This is a genomic window from Rhizobium sp. BK316 (genome assembly GCF_014193695.1).
Classification (GTDB): Bacteria; Pseudomonadota; Alphaproteobacteria; order Rhizobiales; family Rhizobiaceae; genus Rhizobium.
This window is the reverse complement of sequence record NZ_JACHZR010000001.1, coordinates 1,700,201-1,719,031: the sequence shown is the minus strand read 5'-3', so window position 1 is coordinate 1,719,031 and position 18,831 is coordinate 1,700,201. Positions and strand designations below refer to the sequence as shown.

Here is an 18,831-nt window from a genome sequence, read left to right as displayed (position 1 = left end):
AAAATGAGTTGCAGATCGGGGTTGCTTCGTCTCATTTCAAACACGCCGGAAAGGGCCGCGACGGACGACCCTTCTCGGTTACACGGGAGCTTGGGAAAGATCAGTTGCGCAGATATTCCTCCATGGAATCGTCGAGCGCCTTGACCCAAGGCGTGTGGTGCGTCGGCGACATGTTGCCGGTCATCAGCGAACGATAGGCGTGATCGCGGAAGCCCATGATGTTTTCCGCCTTGTGGTGCTCCCATTCCATGAAGGTCCTGTTGGTTCCTTCGATGTCGAAGCTCGGATAGTCGGTTTCGGCGAGCAGTTCCTTCACATAGTCACCCTGATACCAGATCATCTGCTCGGCATCCTCGAGCATCTCCTCGCGGGTCCGCCACATGTCGAAATTCGCCTTCAGTTCCTCTTCCGGCGGCAATTTGATGCGGCCCATCATGACATCGCGTGCCCACCAGGCCTGCACGTCGAACATGTTGAAGGTGTAGAATTGATCCTGCATGCCGATATAGAAAAGCTGAGGGTTCCTGTCGAAGACCACGCCTTTGTAGAGATGGTCGGCCCAGAGACGATTGGCAGTCTTGAGCCTCAACTCATCGGGCAGGAAGGGGAAGTGATGCTGGTATCCCGTGCACAGGATCAGCGCATCCACTTCCTTCGTCGAACCGTCGAGGAAATGGGCGGTGCGGTTTTCGAGCCTGGTGAGCAGCGGACGCTCTTCGAAATTATCCGGCCAGTTGAAACCCATCGGCTTTGACCGATAGCTCGTGGTGACCGACTTGGCGCCGTATTTCCAGCATTGTGAGCCGATATCCTCGGCCGAGTAGCTGCGGCCGACGATGAGGATATCCTTGCCCTTGAATTCCAGCGCATCGCGGAAGTCGTGGGCGTGCAGGACGCGGCCGTTGAAGGTCTTCACGCCCTCGAAATAAGGCACGTTCGGTGTCGAGAAGTGGCCGCTCGCCACCACGACATAGTCGAATTCCTCGTCATACATGTGATCTTCGAGGCGGTTATGCGCGGTGACCGTGAATTTCTTCGTGTCCTCATCGAAACGCACCATGCGAACGGGCGTATTGAAGCGCACCCAATGGCGGACATTCGCCTTCTCGACGCGGCCCTTGATATAATCCCAGAGCACGGCGCGCGGCGGATAGGAGGCGATCGGCTTGCCGAAATGTTCCTCGAAGGAATAGTCGGCAAATTCCAGGCATTCCTTCGGTCCGTTCGACCAGAGGTAACGATACATGCTGCCGTGAACGGGCTCGCCATATTCGTCGAGCCCGGTTCGCCAGGTATAGTTCCAGAGCCCGCCCCAGTCGGACTGCTTTTCGAAGCAGACGATCTCCGGGATCTCCGCGCCCTTCTGCGCGGCCGACTGGAAGGCCCGCAACTGGGCAAGCCCGGAAGGACCGGCGCCGATGACGGCAACTCTTGTCATGAAGCATTCCCCTCTTGATTATATGGCATTGCTTAGTTTGCGCGTCTGAGAAGACGCACGACGCTAGTGCGTATTGCTGCGCCTCAGTCCGGATAGATGCCTGGGCTGGTCGGCGCCCCATCGTCATATTTGGAAAGCCAGTCGATCGTCGTCTGGCGGTAGCGGGTCAGTCCCTTGTAGTCAACGAGCTCTGCTGGCAGGGTTTTCAGCACGCGCGGAAAGCGGCGCGCCCATTTCGGCACCGTCACCAGCTCCTCCATATTCATCAGGTAGCAACGGATGACGAAGAGGATGGCGTTCGAGCGCGGCAGGCGCCAGAGGCTCTGCAGCTCGACGCGCAGATGCACCTTCTCGCCGACATTCTCCGATGTCACCGTCGTGCGGTCCGGACCCCATTTGTGATAGTTCTCCGGACTGGTATCGAGCCTGGGGTTGATGGTCATCGTCCAGTTGAAGCGGCGCGTCGGCTTGCCCTGCGGCAGGTTCAGGAGGAACTTCAAAGCCCGGTCGAAGACGCCGATCTGGTGGGCGAGCGGCACCGGACCGTGCCATTCCATGAAATTCATGCCGATATCGAAATCGAGCGACCAGTCGGCCTGGGTCGTCACCATGCCGGCATCCATCCAGAGATTGCCGTCACGCTGGTCGACGATGCAGAAATCTCCTTGAGCCTGGCGGGTGATGTATTCGAGCGGCTCACAGGGCAGTGTCGAACGGTCGCCGAAGGTGAATGTGTCGTCGATGCCGAGCGGCCGGTTGATCCAGCGCCACTGGTCGCCGTTCCTGATCAGCGTGAAATGCTCGGGATAGCCGGCAGCCTGTTCCTCCATCAGGAGCTCCAGCGTATCCCATTGCGCTGTCATCATATGCGGCAGCGCCTGGTAGCGCAGCGGGTCCTCTTTCAGCACCAGCGCCCTGTCCTGCATCTCGGCGACGTAATGCTCGTCGACATCGATGAGGCTTTCGAACACGGTGCCCTCGCGGCCCTTCACATGCGGCTCCATGTTGACCGAATACATGTATTCGTCGCGATCGAAGGGAAACGGAAAGCGCCGGATGTTTTCCGGGCTGTTGCGATAGGTGAAGTCGTCGCGGAAGGTTTCTTGTTTGAAGACGATGGCCATGTCCGTTCTCCTTGTTCCGCTTTCAGCTCTAGAGGTCGAGGCTGAGCCTGTTCCCCTCGAAGCGGGAGACACAGATCATCACCTTGCGGCCGGAGGCCTTTTCTTCATCGCTCAGATAGACGTCGTGATGCAGGAGCCTGCCCTCGCAGGCCGCAACCGTGGTCTCGCATTGTCCGCAGGCGCCGCCCCGACAAAGGAAGGGCGCGTCGACCCCCGCCGCCTCGATCGCCTCCAGCATGCTCTCGTGATGCCCCACATGGACCGTCTTGGCGGAGCGAAGCAGCTCGATGTCGAAAGGCTTGCCGGGCTGGGAGGACAGAAACCGTTCCGAATGCAGGTTCTGCTCCGGCCAGCCGGCCTCCAGCCCGGCCTTCAGCACGCCGTCGATCATGCCCGAGGGTCCGCAGACATAAAGGTGCGTGCCGAGCGGCTGGCTATTGAGCAGGCGGGCGATCGGAATGAAATTGCGCTCGGCGTCGCAATAGATCTTCACCCGATGCGGACCGTAGCGGTCGATCAGTTCCCGGCAATAAGCGCCGCGGTCATGCGAGCGCACGGCATAATGCAGCTCGAAATTGGCACCCTCGCGGGAAAACTGCTCCATCATGGCGATGAAGGGTGTGATACCGATCCCGCCGGCGATCAGAAGATGCTTGCGGGCACGCCAGTCCGGCTGAAAGAGGTTGACCGGATAGGAGACTTTCATCTCGTCTCCTTCGCGCACCTTCTCGTGCATGAAGGTCGAGCCGCCGCGCGAATTCTCGACATGTAGCACGCTGATCTCATAGGCCGAGCAATCCTGCGGCGGCGACATGAGCGAATAGGCGTTGCGCCGCATATGGCCTTCGTCATTCATCGAGACGATGACATGCGCGCCCCCGGAAAAATAGGGCATCGGCCGACCATCGAGGCGTTCGAAACGGAAGCGCTTGATGCGGTCGGCGACAGGCGTCACCTTCGTCACGCAGACGGGAATTTCTGTACCACCGCTCACAGGAACAATTCCTCCGGATCAGGGGCGCTGCCCGGCTCTTCAGCATCGATATTGACGCCCTGGAAGGCGCCGAGCCGGCGGGAATAATGGTCGCGCACGAGGAGCGGCAGGCCACAATGGCTGCAGGTGAACGGGCTATGCGTAACGTTCTCGGTGATGCCCTTGCAGTGGACGCATTGCACCCGCCGCGCCAACGAGCCGCGATGTTCCGTGATGATCGATGCGTAATCCATGCCATAGTCTAAAGCGACCATCATCGCCTGGCCGATGAAGCCTTCGGTGCCTGCAAGATAGAGCCGCGTACCCATGCGGGCAGTCGTCAGCGATCCCTTCAGCCGGAAGAGCAGCGTGGGGATCGTCGGGGCGACAAAGAACATGTCGGCGTCGAGGCGGCGAAGTGCCTCGTCATGGCCCTTTCCCTGTGAACCGCGGGCGACATAGAGGATCTCGCTGCGGGAAAGGATGCCTGTATCGAGCCCCGCCGCCTGGTCGAGAAGGGCATTCGCACCCTCTCCCTCCAGCGCGAAGATATGATGCCGGGCCTGCGGCTGGATCGTCAGACCCTTGTAGACCGGCCGGCTCTTGATGCCTTCGACAAGCATGCCTGCACCTCCTTAACCGACCGCCGTCCTCTTCTTCTTTTCCGGATCGTCGAAGGGCAGCGCATGGGCGATCGCGCTGGTCTTCAGGGTCTTGCCGCGCACCTCGAGCTTCGTACCCTGGATGGCCTTGTCGACGTCGAGACGAGCGATCGCCATCGACTTCTTCGTCAGCGCAGAATAGCTCGGGCAGGTGATGACGCCGACCTTCTTTCCGTCGGCATAGACTTCGTCGCCGAGATCGGCCGGACCGTCGGCATCGATCAGCATGCCGAAGATCTTGAAGCGTTCCTTGCCCTTCAGCCGCGCATGTTCCTCGGCGCCGCGGAAGCCGGTCTTGCCGGGGCTGACTGTGAAATCGAGGCCGAGCTCCCACAGGCTGTCACCAGGCGGCTGGTCGGCAAAGGGATACATCTGCGAGTTGTCGTAGGGATAGAAGAGCAGGTAACTCTCGACACGCAGCATGTCGAGCACCGAGAAGCAGCAGGGAATGATGCCCATGTCGGCGCCTTCGGCGACGATCCGGTCCCAGACCATGACGGCATCCTGGCCACGCACGAAGATCTCGTAGCCGCGCTCGCCGGTATAGCCGGTGCGCGAGATCATGACCGGGGCGCCGAACAGGGTCGTCTGCATGTGATGGAAATATTTGAGATCGCGGATGCCGGGCACATATTTGGCGAGATAGTCGACCGCGAGCGGTCCCTGCAGCGACAGATCATGCAGGTCGTCGTCGAAGAGCACGGCGCAATTGCGGCCTGCAGCCTGTTTGACGATCTCCTCGTGGCCGGAGCCGGAGCCGTGCACCAGCATCCAGGAATTCGGGCCGGTGCGGTAGACGATGCAATCATCGGTGAAGTGACCTCGGTCGTTCAGCATGGTCGCGTAAACCGAGCGGCCGGGATAGATCTTCGTCATGTCGCGGGTGGTGATATAGTCGAGCACGGCGATCGCGTGCGGGCCGACCAGATGCACCTTCTTCAGGCCCGAGACATCCATGATGCCGGCCTTGGTGCGGACCGCGACGTGCTCGTCAGACATGTCCTTGTCGTAAGTCCAGGCGGTTCCCATGCCGCTCCAGTCCTCGAGCTTCGATCCCAGAGCGCGATGCCGATCCGCCAAGGCGGAGAAACGCCAAGATAATGCCATTTCCGTTCCCTCTTATTTCCTCTACGGAATATTTATTTCCTGACTATATTCGTCTTTCACGCTGTGGCAAGCCGATCCCGGTGATTTTTGTCGGCTGTCCCAACGGCATTTTCACTAGAATGCCGGTGGCGTCAGTCCTGCCGAGCGATGGGCGGCAATCACCGTATTGGCCATCAGCATGGCGATCGTCATCGGGCCGACGCCACCCGGCACCGGGGTGATGACGGCAGCAACCGGGGCGACCTCGGCAAAGGCGACATCGCCGACAAGGCGGGTCTTGCCCTCGCCGCGTTCGGGGGCGGCGATGCGGTTGATGCCGACGTCGATGACGGTGGCACCGGACTTGACCCAGTCGGCCTTGACCATTTCCGGACGGCCGACGGCCGCCACCAAGATATCGGCGTTGCGGCAGATGCCGGCCAGGTTCTTCGTGCGCGAATGGGCGATGGTGACCGTCGCATTGGCATTGAGCAGAAGCTGCGCCATCGGCTTGCCGAACAGGTTGGAGCGACCGATGACGACAGCGTTGAGGCCCGACAGGTCCTCGCCGTGGGTGCGGCGGACGAACACCATGGCGCCGGCCGGCGTGCAGGAGACGAGGCCGGTCTTCAGGTCGCCGGTCGCAAGCTTGCCGGCATTGACGACGCTCAGGCCGTCGACATCCTTCTGCGGCAGGATCGACTGGATGATCGGCTCGCTGTCGAGATGTTTGGGCAGCGGCAGCTGCACGAGAATGCCGTGGATCGAGGGATCGGCGTTGAGCGACGCGACGAGGGCTGCAAGCTCCTCCTGGCTCGTCTCGGCCGGCAGCGTGTGCTGGACGGACTTGAAGCCGCATTCCTTGGCCATGCGGCTCTTGGAGCTGACATAGGTGTGGCTCGCCGGATCGTCGCCGACGATGATGACGGCAAGACCCGTCTGGACGCCTTTGGCGGCTTCAAGCGCAGCATTTGCCGATTTCACGGTTTCGATTACGGAAGCGGCAACCTGCTTGCCGTCGATGACCTTGACCATGGCTCAGCCCATGCGCTCGGAGGCGTAGCTGCCCGGGCTTGCCGGGAAGACGACAGTGCGGTTGCCGTTGATGAAGGTACGGTGGTGGATATGGGCGTGGATCGCTCTCGCCAGCACCTGGCTTTCGACATCGCGGCCGATCGAAACGTAGTCGTCCGGGCTCTGTGCATGGGTGATGCGGGCGGTGTCCTGCTCGATGATCGGGCCTTCATCAAGGTCGGCCGTCACATAATGCGCCGTGGCGCCGATCAGCTTCACGCCACGCTGATAGGCCTGCTTATAGGGATTGGCACCCTTGAAGCTCGGCAGGAAGGAGTGATGGATGTTGATGATCCGGCCAGACATTTTCTGGCACATCTCGTCTGACAGAATCTGCATGTAGCGGGCGAGCACGATCAGTTCCGTGCCGGTCTGCTCGGCCACTTCCATGATATGGACTTCCGCCTGCACCTTGTTGGCCTTGGTGACGGGAATATGGTGGAAGGGAATGTCGTGGTTGACGACGACTTTCTGGTAATCGAAATGGTTGGAGACGACGCCGACGATATCGATCGGCAGGGCACCGATCTTCCAGCGATAAAGCAGGTCGTTGAGACAATGGCCGAAGCGCGACACCATGAGAAGCACTTTCATGCGCTTCTCGCTGTCATGGAAATCGTAAGTCATGCCGAAACGCGTGGCGATGCTGGAGAAGCCGGCGCGGATATCGGCCTCGGAGATGCCTTCTTCGGAAATGAAGGAGACGCGCATGAAGAACTGGCCGGTGTCCAGATCGTCGAATTGCGAGCTGTCGACGATGTTGCAGCCCTGTTCGGCGAGATAACCCGAGATCGCCGCAACGATGCCGCGCGTCGATTTGCAGGATACCGTCAGTACATAGCTCTTCATGCCATCTCTTCCTTCGTCACTTGACGCATAGGCCACCAGCCGGGCCGGTGCGTCGATGCCCCGGCCCGTGGGCGCATGATGTCAAAACCTTAACCGTCGGCTCAGATATCGAGCGTGCTGTCGCGTTCCCACTGGGTGAAATGCGAGCAGAAGGCATTCCATTCCTGGTGCTTGAGCTTGAGATAGGCGGCGGAGAACTCGGTTCCGATCGCAGCCTTCAGACCCTCGTCGGCATCGTAGGCGCGCAGGGCATCGAGCAGGTTCAGCGGCAGGCGCGGCGCATTCTTCACGAGATGTCCCTCCGCATACATATCGATGTCGTGGTGCGGGCCAGGATCGGCCAGATCCTCGATCCCATCGAGGCCGGCGGCGATGATGATCGCCTGCAGCAGGTAGGGGTTGACCGCACCATCTGGCAGGCGCAGCTCGAAACGGCCGGGGCCTGGCACGCGCACCATATGGGTGCGGTTGTTGCCGGTCCAGGTTACCGTGTTCGGCGACCATGTGGCGCCCGAGGTCGTGCGCGGCGCATTGATGCGCTTGTAGGAATTGACGGTCGGGTTGGTGATCGCGGCAAGCGCAGAAGCGTGTTTCATGATGCCGCCGAGGAAGTGCCTGCCTTCCGCCGACAGGCCGAATTCGGCTGTCCTGTCGGCGAAGACGTTGACCTTGCCATCATTGTCCCAGACCGAGATATGGCAATGGCAACCATTGCCGGTCAGGCCCTTGAAGGGCTTCGGCATGAAGGTGGCGCGAAGTCCGTGCTTTTCGGCGATCGACTTGACCATGAACTTGAAGAAGGAATGCTTGTCGGCCGTCTTCAGCGCGTCGTCGAATTCCCAGTTCATCTCGAACTGGCCGTTGGCATCCTCGTGGTCGTTCTGGTAAGCGCCCCAGCCGAGCTCCAGCATATAGTCGCAGATCTCGGCGATGACGTCGTAGCGGCGCATGACGGCCTGCTGGTCGTAGCAGGGCTTTTCGGCCGTGTCGCGGCCATCCGATATCTGCTCGCCGTCGGCGGTGATCAGGAAGAATTCAGCCTCGACGCCGGTCTTGACCCGCTTGCCTGCCGCTTCGGCTTTGTTGACGAGCTTCTTCAGCACATTGCGCGGCGCCTGCGCCACGAGCGTGCCATCCATCATGCAATCGGCGGCGACCCAGGCGACGTCCTTCTTCCAAGGAAGCTGGATGACGGAGCTGGCATCGGGAACGGCAAAGAGATCGGGATGGGCGGGTGTCATGTCGAGCCAGGTGGCGAAACCGGCAAAACCCGCACCCTCTTCCTGCATGCCGGCAATCGCCTGGGCCGGCACCAGCTTGGCGCGCTGGCCGGAGAAGAGGTCGGTATAGCTGATCATGAAATATTTGATGCCTTTGTCTTTCGCAAAAGCAGCAAGGTCCAGTGTCATTCTCGTTCCCCTTTGGATTTCTCAGAGACACTTTGGTTATGGATGCGAAGCGGCCGGACTTTTTTGCCCGGCCGGTAGAAATCAGTAGCCTCCCTTGCCCGGTATCCAGCTCGTTCCCGCGAGCGGTACCTGCGCCATCGCAGAAGCCTCGATCGTCAATGCGCAGAGGTCTTCCGGTTCCAGATTGTGGACATGATTCTTGCCACAGGCGCGCGCGATCGTCTGCGCCTCCAGCGCCATGACCTTGAGGTAATTGGCGAGGCGGCGACCGGCGGCGATCGGATCGACGCGCTTCATCAGTTCCGGATTCTGCGTTGTGATGCCGGCCGGATCCTTGCCTTCGTGCCAGTCGTCATAGGCGGCCGCCGTCGTATGCAGCGCCTCATATTCGGCCGCCCAGCGCGGATCATTCTCACCGATGGCGATGAGGGCGGCCGTGCCAATGGAGACGGCATCGGCACCGAGCGCGAGCGCCTTCGCAACGTCAGCGCCGTTCCTGATGCCGCCCGAAACGATGAGTTGCACCTTGCGGTGCATGCCGAGGTCCTGCAGCGCCTGCACAGCCGGGCGGATGCAGGCGAGCGTCGGCATGCCGACATGCTCGATGAAGACTTCCTGCGTCGCCGCAGTACCGCCCTGCATGCCATCGAGCACGACGACATCGGCACCGGCCTTCACGGCGAGGGCCGTGTCGTAATAGGGGCGCGCACCGCCGACCTTCACATAGATCGGTTTTTCCCAGTTGGTGATCTCGCGCAGTTCGAGAATCTTGATCTCGAGGTCGTCGGGACCGGTCCAGTCGGGATGACGGCTTGCCGAACGCTGATCGATACCCTTCGGCAGCGTGCGCATCTCGGCGACGCGGTCGGAAATCTTCTGGCCGAGCAGCATGCCACCGCCACCGGGCTTGGCACCCTGGCCAACAACGATCTCGATCGCGTCGCAGCGGCGCAGATCTCGCGGGTTCATGCCGTAGCGCGACGGCAGGTATTGATAGACGAGCGTCTCAGAATGCCCGCGCTCTTCCTCCGTCATGCCGCCATCGCCTGTGGTCGTCGAGGTACCGGCAATCGTGGCACCACGGCCGAGCGCTTCCTTGGCCGGGCCGGAGAGCGAGCCGAAGCTCATGCCGGCAATCGTGATCGGGATCTTGAGTTCGATCGGCTTTTTGGCGTAACGCGAGCCGAGCACGACATTGGTGCCGCATTTCTCGCGGTAGCCTTCGAGCGGATAACGCGAGATTGAGGCGCCGAGGAACAGGAGGTCGTCGAAATGCGGCAGCTTGCGCTTGGCGCCGCCGCCGCGGATATCATAGATGCCGGTTGCCGCGGCGCGGCGGATTTCCGACATCGTGTATTCGTCGAAGGTTGCCGAAAGGCGAGGCTTTGTGGGCGGGTTGTGATAGCTCATGGAAAACCTCGATAAAACTCAGTAGGCGTCGGCATTGTCGACGTTGAAATTGTAGAGCTTGCGGGAGGAACCGTAGCGGCTGAACTCCTCCGGCCGCACATCGGTGATGCCGGCCTTTTTGAGCAGAGCGGCGAGAAGCTCGATATGTTCTGCCCGCATTTCCTTCTCGATACAGTCAGCACCAAGGCTCTCGACCTTGCCACGTACGAAGATACGGGCTTCGTAAAGGGAATCTCCGAGCGCATCGCCGGCGTCGCCGAGCACGACGAGGTTGCCGGCCTGCGCCATGAAAGCGGACATGTGGCCGATATTGCCACGCACGACGATATCGATGCCCTTCATCGAGATGCCACAGCGCGAAGAGGCATTACCCTCGATGACGAGCAGGCCGCCGCAGCCGGTGGCGCCCGCATACTGGCTGGCGTCACCCTTGATGGTGATGCGGCCGGACATCATGTTTTCGGCAACGCCCGGCCCGGCCGAGCCATGCACGGTGATGACCGCCTCCTCGTTCATGCCACCACAATAGTAGCCGACGCTGCCGTGGATATCGATGCTGACGGGCGCATGCACGCCGGCGGCGACGGCATGGTGGCCACGCGGATTGACGACATCGAACTGCAGGTCGTTGTCGCCTGACGCCACGTCATGCAGGGCTTGGTTGAGGTCACGAAGCGGGGTCACCGCAAGATCGAATGTGGGCATGAAATCGTCCTGAAATGAAATCGAGCCGATGGGATGAAGGCAGAAAAAGCAGCCCTCAGCGTTCCCAGAAGTAGACAGTCGCAGGCTCCGGCTCCCAGATGCGTGCGGCCTCGATGCCGGGCAGATTGACGAGCGCGCGGTATTCCGAGCCGAAGGCGACGTAACGGTCGGTCTCGGCCATGACGGCCGGCTTGCAGGCGATGGCATCGCGCACGACGCCGAAGCCGGACTTCGTGCCGACGACGAAGGTGAAGAAGCCGTCGAGATCGTCGACGGCACCCTCGAGCGCCTCGCCGAGATTCTTGCCCTTGGCCATTTCGGCGGTCAGGTAGGCGGCGGCGACTTCCGTGTCGTTCTCGGTCTCGAAAGTCATGCCTTCGCGCTTCAATTCGCGGCGCAGGTTATTGTGGTTGGAGAGCGAGCCGTTGTGGACAAGGCACTGGTCGGAGCCGGTGGAAAAAGGATGAGCACCGAGCGTGGTGACTGCCGATTCCGTCGCCATGCGGGTGTGGCCGATACCATGTGTTCCGGCCATGGTATTGACGGCGAAACGGGAAACGACGTCCTTCGGCAAGCCGGTTTCCTTGTAGATCTCGATCGCGTCGCCGCTGCTCATGATACGGATGTCGGGACGCAGATCGGCGATGGCAGTGCGGCCTTCTTCGAGCATGTCCTTCGGCAGGGTGACGACGGCATGGGTGCTCTTGATATCGATTGAGACCCCTGCACCGAGTTCCTTCATGAGCTCGGCTTCAAGACCGGAGAAATCCTTCTTCGGTCTGGCCGACTGGATGGTGATCTTGGCGCTATTGCCGCTGCTTGCGCCATAGATCGCAATGCCGGCGCTATCAGGCCCGCGGTCCGTCATCGTCACCAGCATGGACGACAGCATCGCGCCGAGCTCCGGCTCCAGGCTTTTATCCTTCAGGAAGAGACCCACAATTCCGCACATGACAGACCCTCCATTTCGCGTCTGCAAAATGACTATCAGGTCTGTTTTGTGTTTTCAACCTGCAGGAATATTTTTTTCTTTTAAGGCAAGTCAGTCATTCTTGCCGCGCTGCGGATAGCTGATGATGGAAAGGTAGCGGCTCGGGAGTTTCACGAGTTCTTCCGGCCCGTGCGGCGCATCGGCATCGAAGAACAGGCTGTCGCCCGGCTGCATCGGGAAAAGCTGGTCGCCATGGCGATAGACGACCTCACCTTCCAGCATGTAGATCAGCTCCATGCCCTCGTGCTGGAAGGTCGGAAAAACATCCGAATCCGTCGTCAGCGTAATGAGATAGGGCTCGACGACCACGCCGCTGCTGTTGTTGTCAATATGGCCGAGCAGATTATACTGATGGCCGGCGCGCGTGCCGCGCCGCTCAAGCTCGATGCCTTGGCCCGCCTTGACGAAGACGGCGTTGTGCGGTTCCTCGTAGCGGCGGAAGAAGGCCGTCAACGGCACGCCGAGGGCACGCGAGAGCGACTGCAAGGTCGTCAGCGACGGTGAGATATTGCCGTTTTCGATCTTCGACAGCATGCCGAGCGAAATGCCGGTCGCTGCCGCAAGGTCGGTGACGGTGATGCCAAGCTTCTTGCGATAGGCGCGCACCTCATGGCCGATCGCCATTTCGAGATTGTTTTCCTTCGGCTCGCGCACCGCATGCGGATTCTGGGACAGGGCCTGACGCACCGCATGGGCATGCTCCTGGCTCGACGTTTCATCCAGCTTGGTCTTCATTCACGGTCCTTCGGTGGCTTCTTTGCAAATACCCTATCGCCAGAGTGAAATCTTCTCAACCCTGAAGAAAGTCAGAGCTTGCGGACTGAACTCGGGCTGGTGCCGTAGAAGCCGCGAAAGAGGCGTGAAAAATGCGCGGCGCCGGAAAAACCTGTCGCAATGGCGATCTCGGAAATCGACAGCGGGCTCTGCTCGATGAGCCTTCGGGCATGCTGCAGCCTGATGCGTCTGTATTGCTCGATAAAGGTTGTATCGAGATGGGCGGTGAACAGGCGGTCGAGATGGCGCGGCGTCACCCCGGCAATGCGGGCCATGGCTGCGCGGTTGAGCGGCATCTCGATGGTTTCCTCCATCTTTTCCAGGACGCTGAGCAGCCCCGGATGATGCACACCGTAACGCTCGGCAAGGGAAGCGCGCTGCGGTGCCGTCGACTGTCCGACCTCGGTATGCAGGAACCAGTCGCTGACGCGGCGGGCGAAATCCGGCCCCATGCGCTCTGCGATCAGCGCATGCATCATGTCGAGCGGCGCAATGCCGCCGCCGCAGGTGATGCGGTTGCCGTCAACGACGAAACGCGCCTGACGCGGCGACAGGTCGGGAAAGGCTTCGAGGAGCGCCGACGCATGCTCCCAATGGATTGTAAAGTCACGGCCTGTCAGCAGCCCGGCCTCGGCCAGCAGATAGGGGCCGCCCGAAATGCCGCCGATGCGCACGCCTTCGCGTGCAAGCTGCCGTATGCAGGAAAGCACAGTCGGATAGTGCCAGTCGCGCGGCGAACCGCCGGCGCAGACGAAGACAGTGCCGAGCCCAAAACCGCGACCGGGAAGCGGTGCGGCCGGAACGGGGACGCCACCGGAAGACAACACCGACCCGCCTTCAGGCGAAAAGCACGAGATGCGGTAGATTTCCCGCCCGGCAAGCAGATTGGCGGCCCGCAGCGGCTCGCTCGCCGAGGCATAGGACATCAGGGCAAATCCCGGCAGAAGGATGAAACCGATGGAATGCAGGTTTTTTGCTTCGATCAATGCCATGTCCCATTCTTATCGATAAATGTCCCAAACAGGCAAGTCGCGTCTCGCCTTTCTGGCATCATGGCACCAGCTCCCACCGGATCCACCCATGCGCTATTCCGCTCTTTCCATCTTCTTAAACGGACTTCGCGGCAACAAGGACTGGGCGCCCGCCTGGCGCCAGCCTTCGCCGAAGCCACATTATGACGTGATTATCGTGGGTGGCGGCGGCCATGGCCTTTCGACGGCCTATTATCTCGCCAAGGCATTCGGCATCACCAATGTCGCCGTGCTGGAGAAGGGTTATCTCGGCTCCGGCAATATCGGCCGCAACACGACGATCATCCGCTCCAATTACCTGCTGCCCGGCAATAACCCTTTCTACGAGCTTTCAATGAAGCTCTGGGAAGGGCTGGAACAGGATTTCAACTTCAACGCCATGGTCTCGCAGCGCGGCGTGCTGAACCTCTTCCATTCCGATGCGCAGCGCGATGCCTACACAAGGCGCGGCAATGCCATGCGCCTGCACGGCGTCGATGCAGAACTCCTCGACCGGGCTGCGGTCCGCAAGATGCTGCCGTTCCTCGATTTCGACAATGCCCGCTTCCCCGTCATGGGCGGCCTCCGTCAGCCGCGCGGCGGCACGGTGCGCCACGATGCGGTCGCCTGGGGTTATGCGCGCGGCGCCGACAGCCGCGGCGTCGACATCATCACCCAGTGCGAGGTCACCGGCATTCGCAGCGAAAATGGCAGGGTGACAGGCGTCGAGACCACCAGGGGCTTCATCGGTTGCGGCAAGCTGGCGCTTGCTGCCGCCGGCAATTCCACCGTGGTTGCCGACATGGCGGGCCTGCGCCTGCCGATCGAGAGCCATGTGCTGCAGGCCTTCGTCACCGAGGGGCTGAAGCCCTTCATCGATACCGTCGTCACCTTCGGCGCCGGCCATTTCTACGTTTCGCAATCGGACAAGGGCGGCCTCGTCTTCGGCGGCGATATCGACGGCTACAATTCCTATGCCCAGCGCGGCAATCTCGCCACTGTCGAGCACGTCGCCGAAGCAGGCGTCGCTATGATTCCCTCGCTGACGCGGGTCAGATATCTGCGCAGCTGGGGCGGCGTGATGGACATGAGCATGGACGGCTCGCCGATCATCGACCGAACCCATATCGACAATCTCTATCTGAATGCCGGCTGGTGCTATGGCGGCTTCAAGGCGACACCCGCCTCCGGCTATTGCTACGCCCATCTGATCGCCCGCAACGAGCCGCACGAGACGGCGCGCGAGCTGCGCCTCGACCGCTTCCGGCGCGGCTATCCGATCGACGAAAAGGGCGTCGGCGCCCAGCCCAACCTGCATTAAGGACCTGACGCCATGGCAAGCCTGATTTCCTGCCCTCATTGCGGCATCCGCCCAAAGGAAGAATTCACCATCCGGGGTGATGCGAGCCTGACCCGGCCGGCAGCCGATGCCGGCGCTGACGCCTGGTACGACTATGTCTATCTGCGCGACAATCCGAGGGGGCGGCACAAGGAGTACTGGCACCACTCCTCCGGCTGTCGGCGCTGGCTGATTGTCGAGCGCGACACCGTCACCCACGCCGTTCACACCGTCTGCGATGCCGCGCTTGCCAAGCTTGGAGGTGCGGCATGACGAGTTCGCGGCTTCCCAGCGGTGGCCGGATCGACCGGTCGCGCACACTGAACTTTACCTTCGATGGCAGACAACTGACCGGTCATCCCGGTGATACGCTCGCCTCCGCCCTTCTTGCCAACGGCATCCAGCTCGTCGGCCGCAGTTTCAAGTATCACCGGCCGCGCGGCATCCTGACGGCGGGCGCGGCCGAGCCCAACGCGCTGGTCACGACGGGTACGGGCGGCCGCATGGAAGCCAATACGCGCGCGACGATGATCGAACTCCACGAGGGGCTCATCGCCCGCAGCCAGAACCGCTGGCCCTCGCTCGGCTTCGACATTGGCGCCATCAACGGCTTGCTGTCGCCGTTCCTGAGCGCCGGTTTCTACTACAAGACCTTCATGTGGCCGGCCGCCCTCTGGGAAAAGCTCTACGAGCCGCTGATCCGCAAGGCCGCCGGCCTCGGCAAGGCTTCCTACGAACCGGATCCGGATTCCTACGAAAAACGCTGGGCTCACTGCGACCTGCTCGTCGTCGGCGCCGGGCCTGCCGGCCTTGCCGCGGCGCTGACGGCTGGACGCGCCGGTGCCCGCGTCATCCTCGCCGACGAAGGTTTCGCGCTCGGCGGCAGCCTGCTTCTCGAGAGCGGCACCGCGCTGCAGGACATGCTCAATGAGCTCGAAGGCCTGCCGAACGTCCGTCTCCTGGCGCGCACCACCGTCGTCGGCTGGTACGACGACAATGTCTTCGGCGCTGTCGAGCGCGTGCAAAAACATGTGGCACTGCCGGATCCGCATCGGCCCGTCGAGCGGCTCTGGCGCATCATCGCCAAACAGGCAATCCTCGCCTCGGGTGCAGAAGAGAGGCCGCTCGTCTTCGGCGGCAACGATATTCCCGGCGTGATGGTGGCCGGTGCGATGCACAGCTATCTCAGCCGGCAAGCGGTGACGCCCGGCGCCCGCACCGTGGTCTTCACCAGCAATGCGTCCGGCTATCGCACGGCGGCAACACTCGAAGCCGCCGGTGTCGATGTCGCCGCCATCGTCGATAGCCGCGATGCGGCCGACATAACCTGGTCGGGACGCGCCCGCGTGCTGAACGGCAGCCGGGTGCGCGACGCACATGGCGGCAAACGCCTGCGCCATGTCACGATCGAGACCGCTTCGGCAACACAGCGCATCGAGGCGGATGCGCTTGCCATGTCCGGCGGCTGGAGCCCGATCATCCACCTTGCCTGCCATCGCGGCGCCAGGCCGGTCTGGTCGGACGAAAGGGCAGCCTTCCTGGCGCCGGAACGCCAGCAGGGCCTGTCGATCGCCGGCTCTGCGGCGGGGCGCGGCTCGACGGAAGTCTGCCTCGGCGACGGCGCGGCCAAGGCAGTCGAGGCGCTACAGGCGATCGGCTTTGTCAAGGTCGCGGCCGCCTTCGCGCCCGTCGAGGAAACAGCGGCGGCATCGAAGCCGCTCTGGTTCGTCAAGGGCGGAAAGGGCAAGGCCTTTGTCGACTATCAAAACGACGTACACCTCAAGGATCTCGGCCTTGCCGTTCGCGAGGGATATGGGCATGTCGAGCTTGCCAAACGCTACACGACCAACGGCATGGCGACCGATCAGGGCAAGCTTTCCAATATCAACGCGATCGGCATCCTGGCCGAGGCCCGCGGCGTGTCGCCTGCCGAAGTCGGCACCACCACATTCCGTCCCTTCTATACGCCTGTCTCCTTCGGCGCCCTGACGGGCGCCTCGCGCGGCCGCGATTTCCAGCCAGTGCGCAGGTCGCCATTACACGGCTGGGCCAAGAAGAATGGCGCCGTCTTCGTCGAGACGGGGCTCTGGTACCGCTCCTCCTGGTTTCCACGCGCCGGGGAGACGAACTGGCGCGAGAGCGTCGACCGCGAGGTGTTGAACATCCGACAGAATGCCGGCATCTGCGACGTCTCGACCCTCGGCAAGATCGAGATCTTCGGCAGGGATGCCGCTGCCTTCCTCGACCGCGTCTACTGCAACGGCTTTGCCAAACTGCCGGTCGGCCGGGCGCGCTACGGCATCATGCTGCGCGAGGACGGCATGATCTATGACGACGGCACGACGAGCCGTTTCGCCAACGACCATTTCTTCATGACGACGACGACGGCGCTCGCCGCCGGCGTGTTGACCCATCTCGAATTCTGCGCCCAGACGCTCTGGCCGGAGCTCGACGTCCGCCTTGCCTCCTCGACCGACCAATGGGCGCAAATGGCGGTTGCCGGCCCGAAATCGCGCGCGATCCTCTCCGAGATCGTCGACGAGGATATTTCCGATGCCGCCTTTCCCTTCATGAGTGCTCGCACGGTCTCGCTCTTCGGCGGCGCGCTCGAAGGCCGGCTCTTTCGGATCTCTTTCTCTGGCGAACTCGCTTATGAACTTGCCGTGCCGGCCGGCTACGGCGAATGGGTCGCCGATCGGATCATGCAGGCTGGTGAAAAACACGGTATCTGCCCTTATGGCGCCGAGGCCCTCGGTGTCATGCGCATAGAGAAGGGCCATGTCACCCATGCCGAGATCAACGGCACGGTGACGCCTGGCGACCTCGGATTCGCCCGCATGGTTTCCACCACCAAGCCTGACTTTATCGGCAAGGCGATGCTCGCCCGCGAAGGTTTGCAGGCCGAGGACCGCCCCCGCCTCGTCGGCGTCAAGCCACTCGATCCGGCGACGAGCTTCCGCACCGGTTCGCATATCCTTGCCGAACATGCCACTGCGACCCTTGAAAACGACCAGGGTTACGTGACCTCGAGCGCATTCTCGCCAAGCCTTGGCCACACGATCGGCCTTGCGCTCGTCAGGCGCGGGCCGGAGCGGTTGGGGGAAAAGGTCGTGGTTTGGAACGGCCTCAGAAATGAATTCACCGAAGCGGTGCTCTGCGATCCCGTCTTCGTCGATCCCGGCAATGAGAAACTCCATGTCTGAACACCCCGAACACAAGCCGGCCCTTGCCGGCAAAGCCACAACTGAAGGGTCCGGCATCCGGCTGGAGCCATTGCCGGAGGGCCACCTTCTGCATGTCATGGGCGCATTCGACGGCGACACGCTTGCAGAATCGCTCTCTGCGGCTGGACTAGCAAAGAGCGCGATCCAACGGGCGGGCTATCAACAATGGTGCGTAACAGGTGATGAAAGCCTCCCACCCGCGCAAATCGCGCTGCTTGCCGATCACTTGAGAGGCAAGGGTTTCGTCTGCGACCAGAGCCACGGCCGCGTCCGCATCGCTCTGTCCGGTTTCCGCGCCCAAGAACTGCTTTCCCAGGGGACCGCAGTCGATCTCGACCCCACAGCCTTCCCCGTCGGACACTCGGCAGTCACACTCTTCGGACATATCTCGGTGCAACTGACGCGCACGCATGCCACACGCTTCGAGTTCGCGGTGCTGCGCAGCTTTGCCGAAAATCTCTACGACATGCTCGAACGTGCCGCCCTCGCCTCAGCGTAAGCCCAGCGGTCGGATCGATGACGACAGCCCTCCGATAAGGCTCAGCAGCCCTGCGCGGGCTGCGTTATTGCATCTCGATTTGTCAGCTATGAAAAAGGGGCTTTTCGGCTGCAAATCAACCGGCCGAGGGCATAAATGAGCGCAGCCGGTTTTATCTGATCGCGTCGAAGATTGATGCTGGTCAAAGCATCATCCTTGGCATGTGCGAAAATGGCCATGAAGAGTGAAGGATCACACTGGAGGAAAGGAAACGTCATGCCGGCC

17 protein-coding genes are annotated in these 18,831 nt (G+C 61.7%); 4 read left to right on the top strand and 13 right to left on the bottom strand.

Features of this window, described 5'->3' with window-relative positions; genetic code table 11:
- Positions 1-100: 100 nt before the first annotated feature.
- The 13 genes from FHT87_RS07770 to FHT87_RS07710 form a co-directional block, all read right to left on the bottom strand.
- Complete coding sequence (locus FHT87_RS07770) at positions 101-1,438, bottom strand: NAD(P)/FAD-dependent oxidoreductase (protein ID WP_183726915.1); 1,338 nt, start codon at positions 1,436-1,438, stop codon at positions 101-103.
- An 83-nt stretch (positions 1,439-1,521) separates the two neighbouring features.
- Positions 1,522-2,562 (bottom strand): DUF3445 domain-containing protein, encoded by a 1,041-nt coding sequence (locus FHT87_RS07765; protein ID WP_183800765.1) that lies wholly within the window; start codon positions 2,560-2,562, stop codon positions 1,522-1,524.
- A 28-nt stretch (positions 2,563-2,590) separates the two neighbouring features.
- The gene (locus tag FHT87_RS07760) at positions 2,591-3,556 is read right to left on the bottom strand and encodes a PDR/VanB family oxidoreductase (RefSeq protein WP_183800761.1); all 966 of its coding nucleotides are present in this window, start codon (positions 3,554-3,556) and stop codon (positions 2,591-2,593) included.
- A complete protein-coding gene (locus FHT87_RS07755) occupies positions 3,553-4,158 on the bottom strand; it encodes a dimethylamine monooxygenase subunit DmmA family protein (RefSeq protein ID WP_183726909.1) in 606 nt (201 codons plus the stop codon). The genes FHT87_RS07760 and FHT87_RS07755 overlap by 4 nt, the downstream gene beginning before the upstream one ends.
- A gap of 12 nt (positions 4,159-4,170) precedes the next feature.
- Positions 4,171-5,304 (bottom strand): aminomethyltransferase family protein, encoded by a 1,134-nt coding sequence (locus FHT87_RS07750; RefSeq protein ID WP_183800758.1) that lies wholly within the window; start codon positions 5,302-5,304, stop codon positions 4,171-4,173.
- A 114-nt stretch (positions 5,305-5,418) separates the two neighbouring features.
- The gene (gene folD / locus FHT87_RS07745) at positions 5,419-6,318 is read right to left on the bottom strand and encodes a bifunctional methylenetetrahydrofolate dehydrogenase/methenyltetrahydrofolate cyclohydrolase FolD (RefSeq protein WP_183800755.1); all 900 of its coding nucleotides are present in this window, start codon (positions 6,316-6,318) and stop codon (positions 5,419-5,421) included.
- Between the two features lie 3 nt (positions 6,319-6,321).
- Entirely contained in the window at positions 6,322-7,206 is an 885-nt protein-coding gene (gene purU, locus FHT87_RS07740) for a formyltetrahydrofolate deformylase (RefSeq protein WP_183800752.1), read from the bottom strand.
- A gap of 101 nt (positions 7,207-7,307) precedes the next feature.
- Positions 7,308-8,615 (bottom strand): type III glutamate--ammonia ligase, encoded by a 1,308-nt coding sequence (gene glnT, locus FHT87_RS07735; RefSeq protein ID WP_183800749.1) that lies wholly within the window; start codon positions 8,613-8,615, stop codon positions 7,308-7,310.
- Positions 8,616-8,696: 81 nt separating this feature from the next.
- A complete protein-coding gene (locus tag FHT87_RS07730) occupies positions 8,697-10,025 on the bottom strand; it encodes an FMN-binding glutamate synthase family protein (protein ID WP_183800746.1) in 1,329 nt (442 codons plus the stop codon).
- Positions 10,026-10,043: 18 nt separating this feature from the next.
- Positions 10,044-10,730, bottom strand: coding sequence for a GXGXG domain-containing protein (locus FHT87_RS07725; protein ID WP_183800744.1), 687 nt, complete (start codon positions 10,728-10,730; stop codon positions 10,044-10,046).
- Between the two features lie 55 nt (positions 10,731-10,785).
- Complete coding sequence (locus FHT87_RS07720) at positions 10,786-11,682, bottom strand: glutamine amidotransferase family protein (RefSeq protein WP_183726897.1); 897 nt, start codon at positions 11,680-11,682, stop codon at positions 10,786-10,788.
- 90 nt (positions 11,683-11,772) lie between these two features.
- On the bottom strand, positions 11,773-12,456 hold the full coding sequence (locus FHT87_RS07715) for a helix-turn-helix domain-containing protein (RefSeq protein WP_183726895.1): 684 nt from the start codon (positions 12,454-12,456) through the stop codon (positions 11,773-11,775).
- A 71-nt stretch (positions 12,457-12,527) separates the two neighbouring features.
- Positions 12,528-13,487, bottom strand: coding sequence for a GlxA family transcriptional regulator (locus FHT87_RS07710; protein ID WP_183726894.1), 960 nt, complete (start codon positions 13,485-13,487; stop codon positions 12,528-12,530).
- 88 nt (positions 13,488-13,575) lie between these two features.
- On the opposite strand from FHT87_RS07710, the gene FHT87_RS07705 reads away from it, so the two are divergent.
- Genes FHT87_RS07705 through FHT87_RS07690 form a run of 4 tightly spaced genes read left to right on the top strand, consistent with a single transcriptional unit; the run spans position 13,576 to position 18,567 of the window.
- Positions 13,576-14,826, top strand: a complete 1,251-nt coding sequence (locus FHT87_RS07705; protein WP_183726892.1) for a sarcosine oxidase subunit beta family protein — start codon at positions 13,576-13,578, stop codon at positions 14,824-14,826.
- A gap of 12 nt (positions 14,827-14,838) precedes the next feature.
- On the top strand, positions 14,839-15,117 hold the full coding sequence (locus FHT87_RS07700; protein WP_183726890.1) for a sarcosine oxidase subunit delta family protein: 279 nt from the start codon (positions 14,839-14,841) through the stop codon (positions 15,115-15,117).
- Positions 15,114-18,047 (top strand): sarcosine oxidase subunit alpha family protein, encoded by a 2,934-nt coding sequence (locus tag FHT87_RS07695; RefSeq protein ID WP_183726888.1) that lies wholly within the window; start codon positions 15,114-15,116, stop codon positions 18,045-18,047. Before FHT87_RS07700 ends, FHT87_RS07695 begins: the two co-directional genes overlap by 4 nt.
- Positions 18,040-18,567, top strand: a complete 528-nt coding sequence (locus tag FHT87_RS07690) for a sarcosine oxidase subunit gamma family protein (RefSeq protein WP_183726886.1) — start codon at positions 18,040-18,042, stop codon at positions 18,565-18,567. Before FHT87_RS07695 ends, FHT87_RS07690 begins: the two co-directional genes overlap by 8 nt.
- Positions 18,568-18,831 lie beyond the last annotated feature (264 nt).

What these genes read in the sequence shown, in the direction of transcription:
- FHT87_RS07730 (WP_183800746.1), bottom strand. Translation starts at nt 10,025, where the DNA reads ATGAGCTATCACAACCCGCCCACAAAGCCTCGCCTTTCGGCAACCTTC.
- FHT87_RS07715 (WP_183726895.1), bottom strand. Translation starts at nt 12,456, where the DNA reads ATGAAGACCAAGCTGGATGAAACGTCGAGCCAGGAGCATGCCCATGCG.
- FHT87_RS07765 (WP_183800765.1), bottom strand. Translation starts at nt 2,562, where the DNA reads ATGGCCATCGTCTTCAAACAAGAAACCTTCCGCGACGACTTCACCTAT.
- FHT87_RS07695 (WP_183726888.1), top strand. Translation starts at nt 15,114, where the DNA reads ATGACGAGTTCGCGGCTTCCCAGCGGTGGCCGGATCGACCGGTCGCGC.
- FHT87_RS07725 (WP_183800744.1), bottom strand. Translation starts at nt 10,730, where the DNA reads ATGCCCACATTCGATCTTGCGGTGACCCCGCTTCGTGACCTCAACCAA.
- folD (WP_183800755.1), bottom strand. Translation starts at nt 6,318, where the DNA reads ATGGTCAAGGTCATCGACGGCAAGCAGGTTGCCGCTTCCGTAATCGAA.
- FHT87_RS07710 (WP_183726894.1), bottom strand. Translation starts at nt 13,487, where the DNA reads ATGGCATTGATCGAAGCAAAAAACCTGCATTCCATCGGTTTCATCCTT.
- purU (WP_183800752.1), bottom strand. Translation starts at nt 7,206, where the DNA reads ATGAAGAGCTATGTACTGACGGTATCCTGCAAATCGACGCGCGGCATC.
- FHT87_RS07690 (WP_183726886.1), top strand. Translation starts at nt 18,040, where the DNA reads ATGTCTGAACACCCCGAACACAAGCCGGCCCTTGCCGGCAAAGCCACA.
- FHT87_RS07720 (WP_183726897.1), bottom strand. Translation starts at nt 11,682, where the DNA reads ATGTGCGGAATTGTGGGTCTCTTCCTGAAGGATAAAAGCCTGGAGCCG.
- glnT (WP_183800749.1), bottom strand. Translation starts at nt 8,615, where the DNA reads ATGACACTGGACCTTGCTGCTTTTGCGAAAGACAAAGGCATCAAATAT.
- FHT87_RS07700 (WP_183726890.1), top strand. Translation starts at nt 14,839, where the DNA reads ATGGCAAGCCTGATTTCCTGCCCTCATTGCGGCATCCGCCCAAAGGAA.
- FHT87_RS07770 (WP_183726915.1), bottom strand. Translation starts at nt 1,438, where the DNA reads ATGACAAGAGTTGCCGTCATCGGCGCCGGTCCTTCCGGGCTTGCCCAG.
- FHT87_RS07755 (WP_183726909.1), bottom strand. Translation starts at nt 4,158, where the DNA reads ATGCTTGTCGAAGGCATCAAGAGCCGGCCGGTCTACAAGGGTCTGACG.
- FHT87_RS07750 (WP_183800758.1), bottom strand. Translation starts at nt 5,304, where the DNA reads ATGGCATTATCTTGGCGTTTCTCCGCCTTGGCGGATCGGCATCGCGCT.
- FHT87_RS07705 (WP_183726892.1), top strand. Translation starts at nt 13,576, where the DNA reads ATGCGCTATTCCGCTCTTTCCATCTTCTTAAACGGACTTCGCGGCAAC.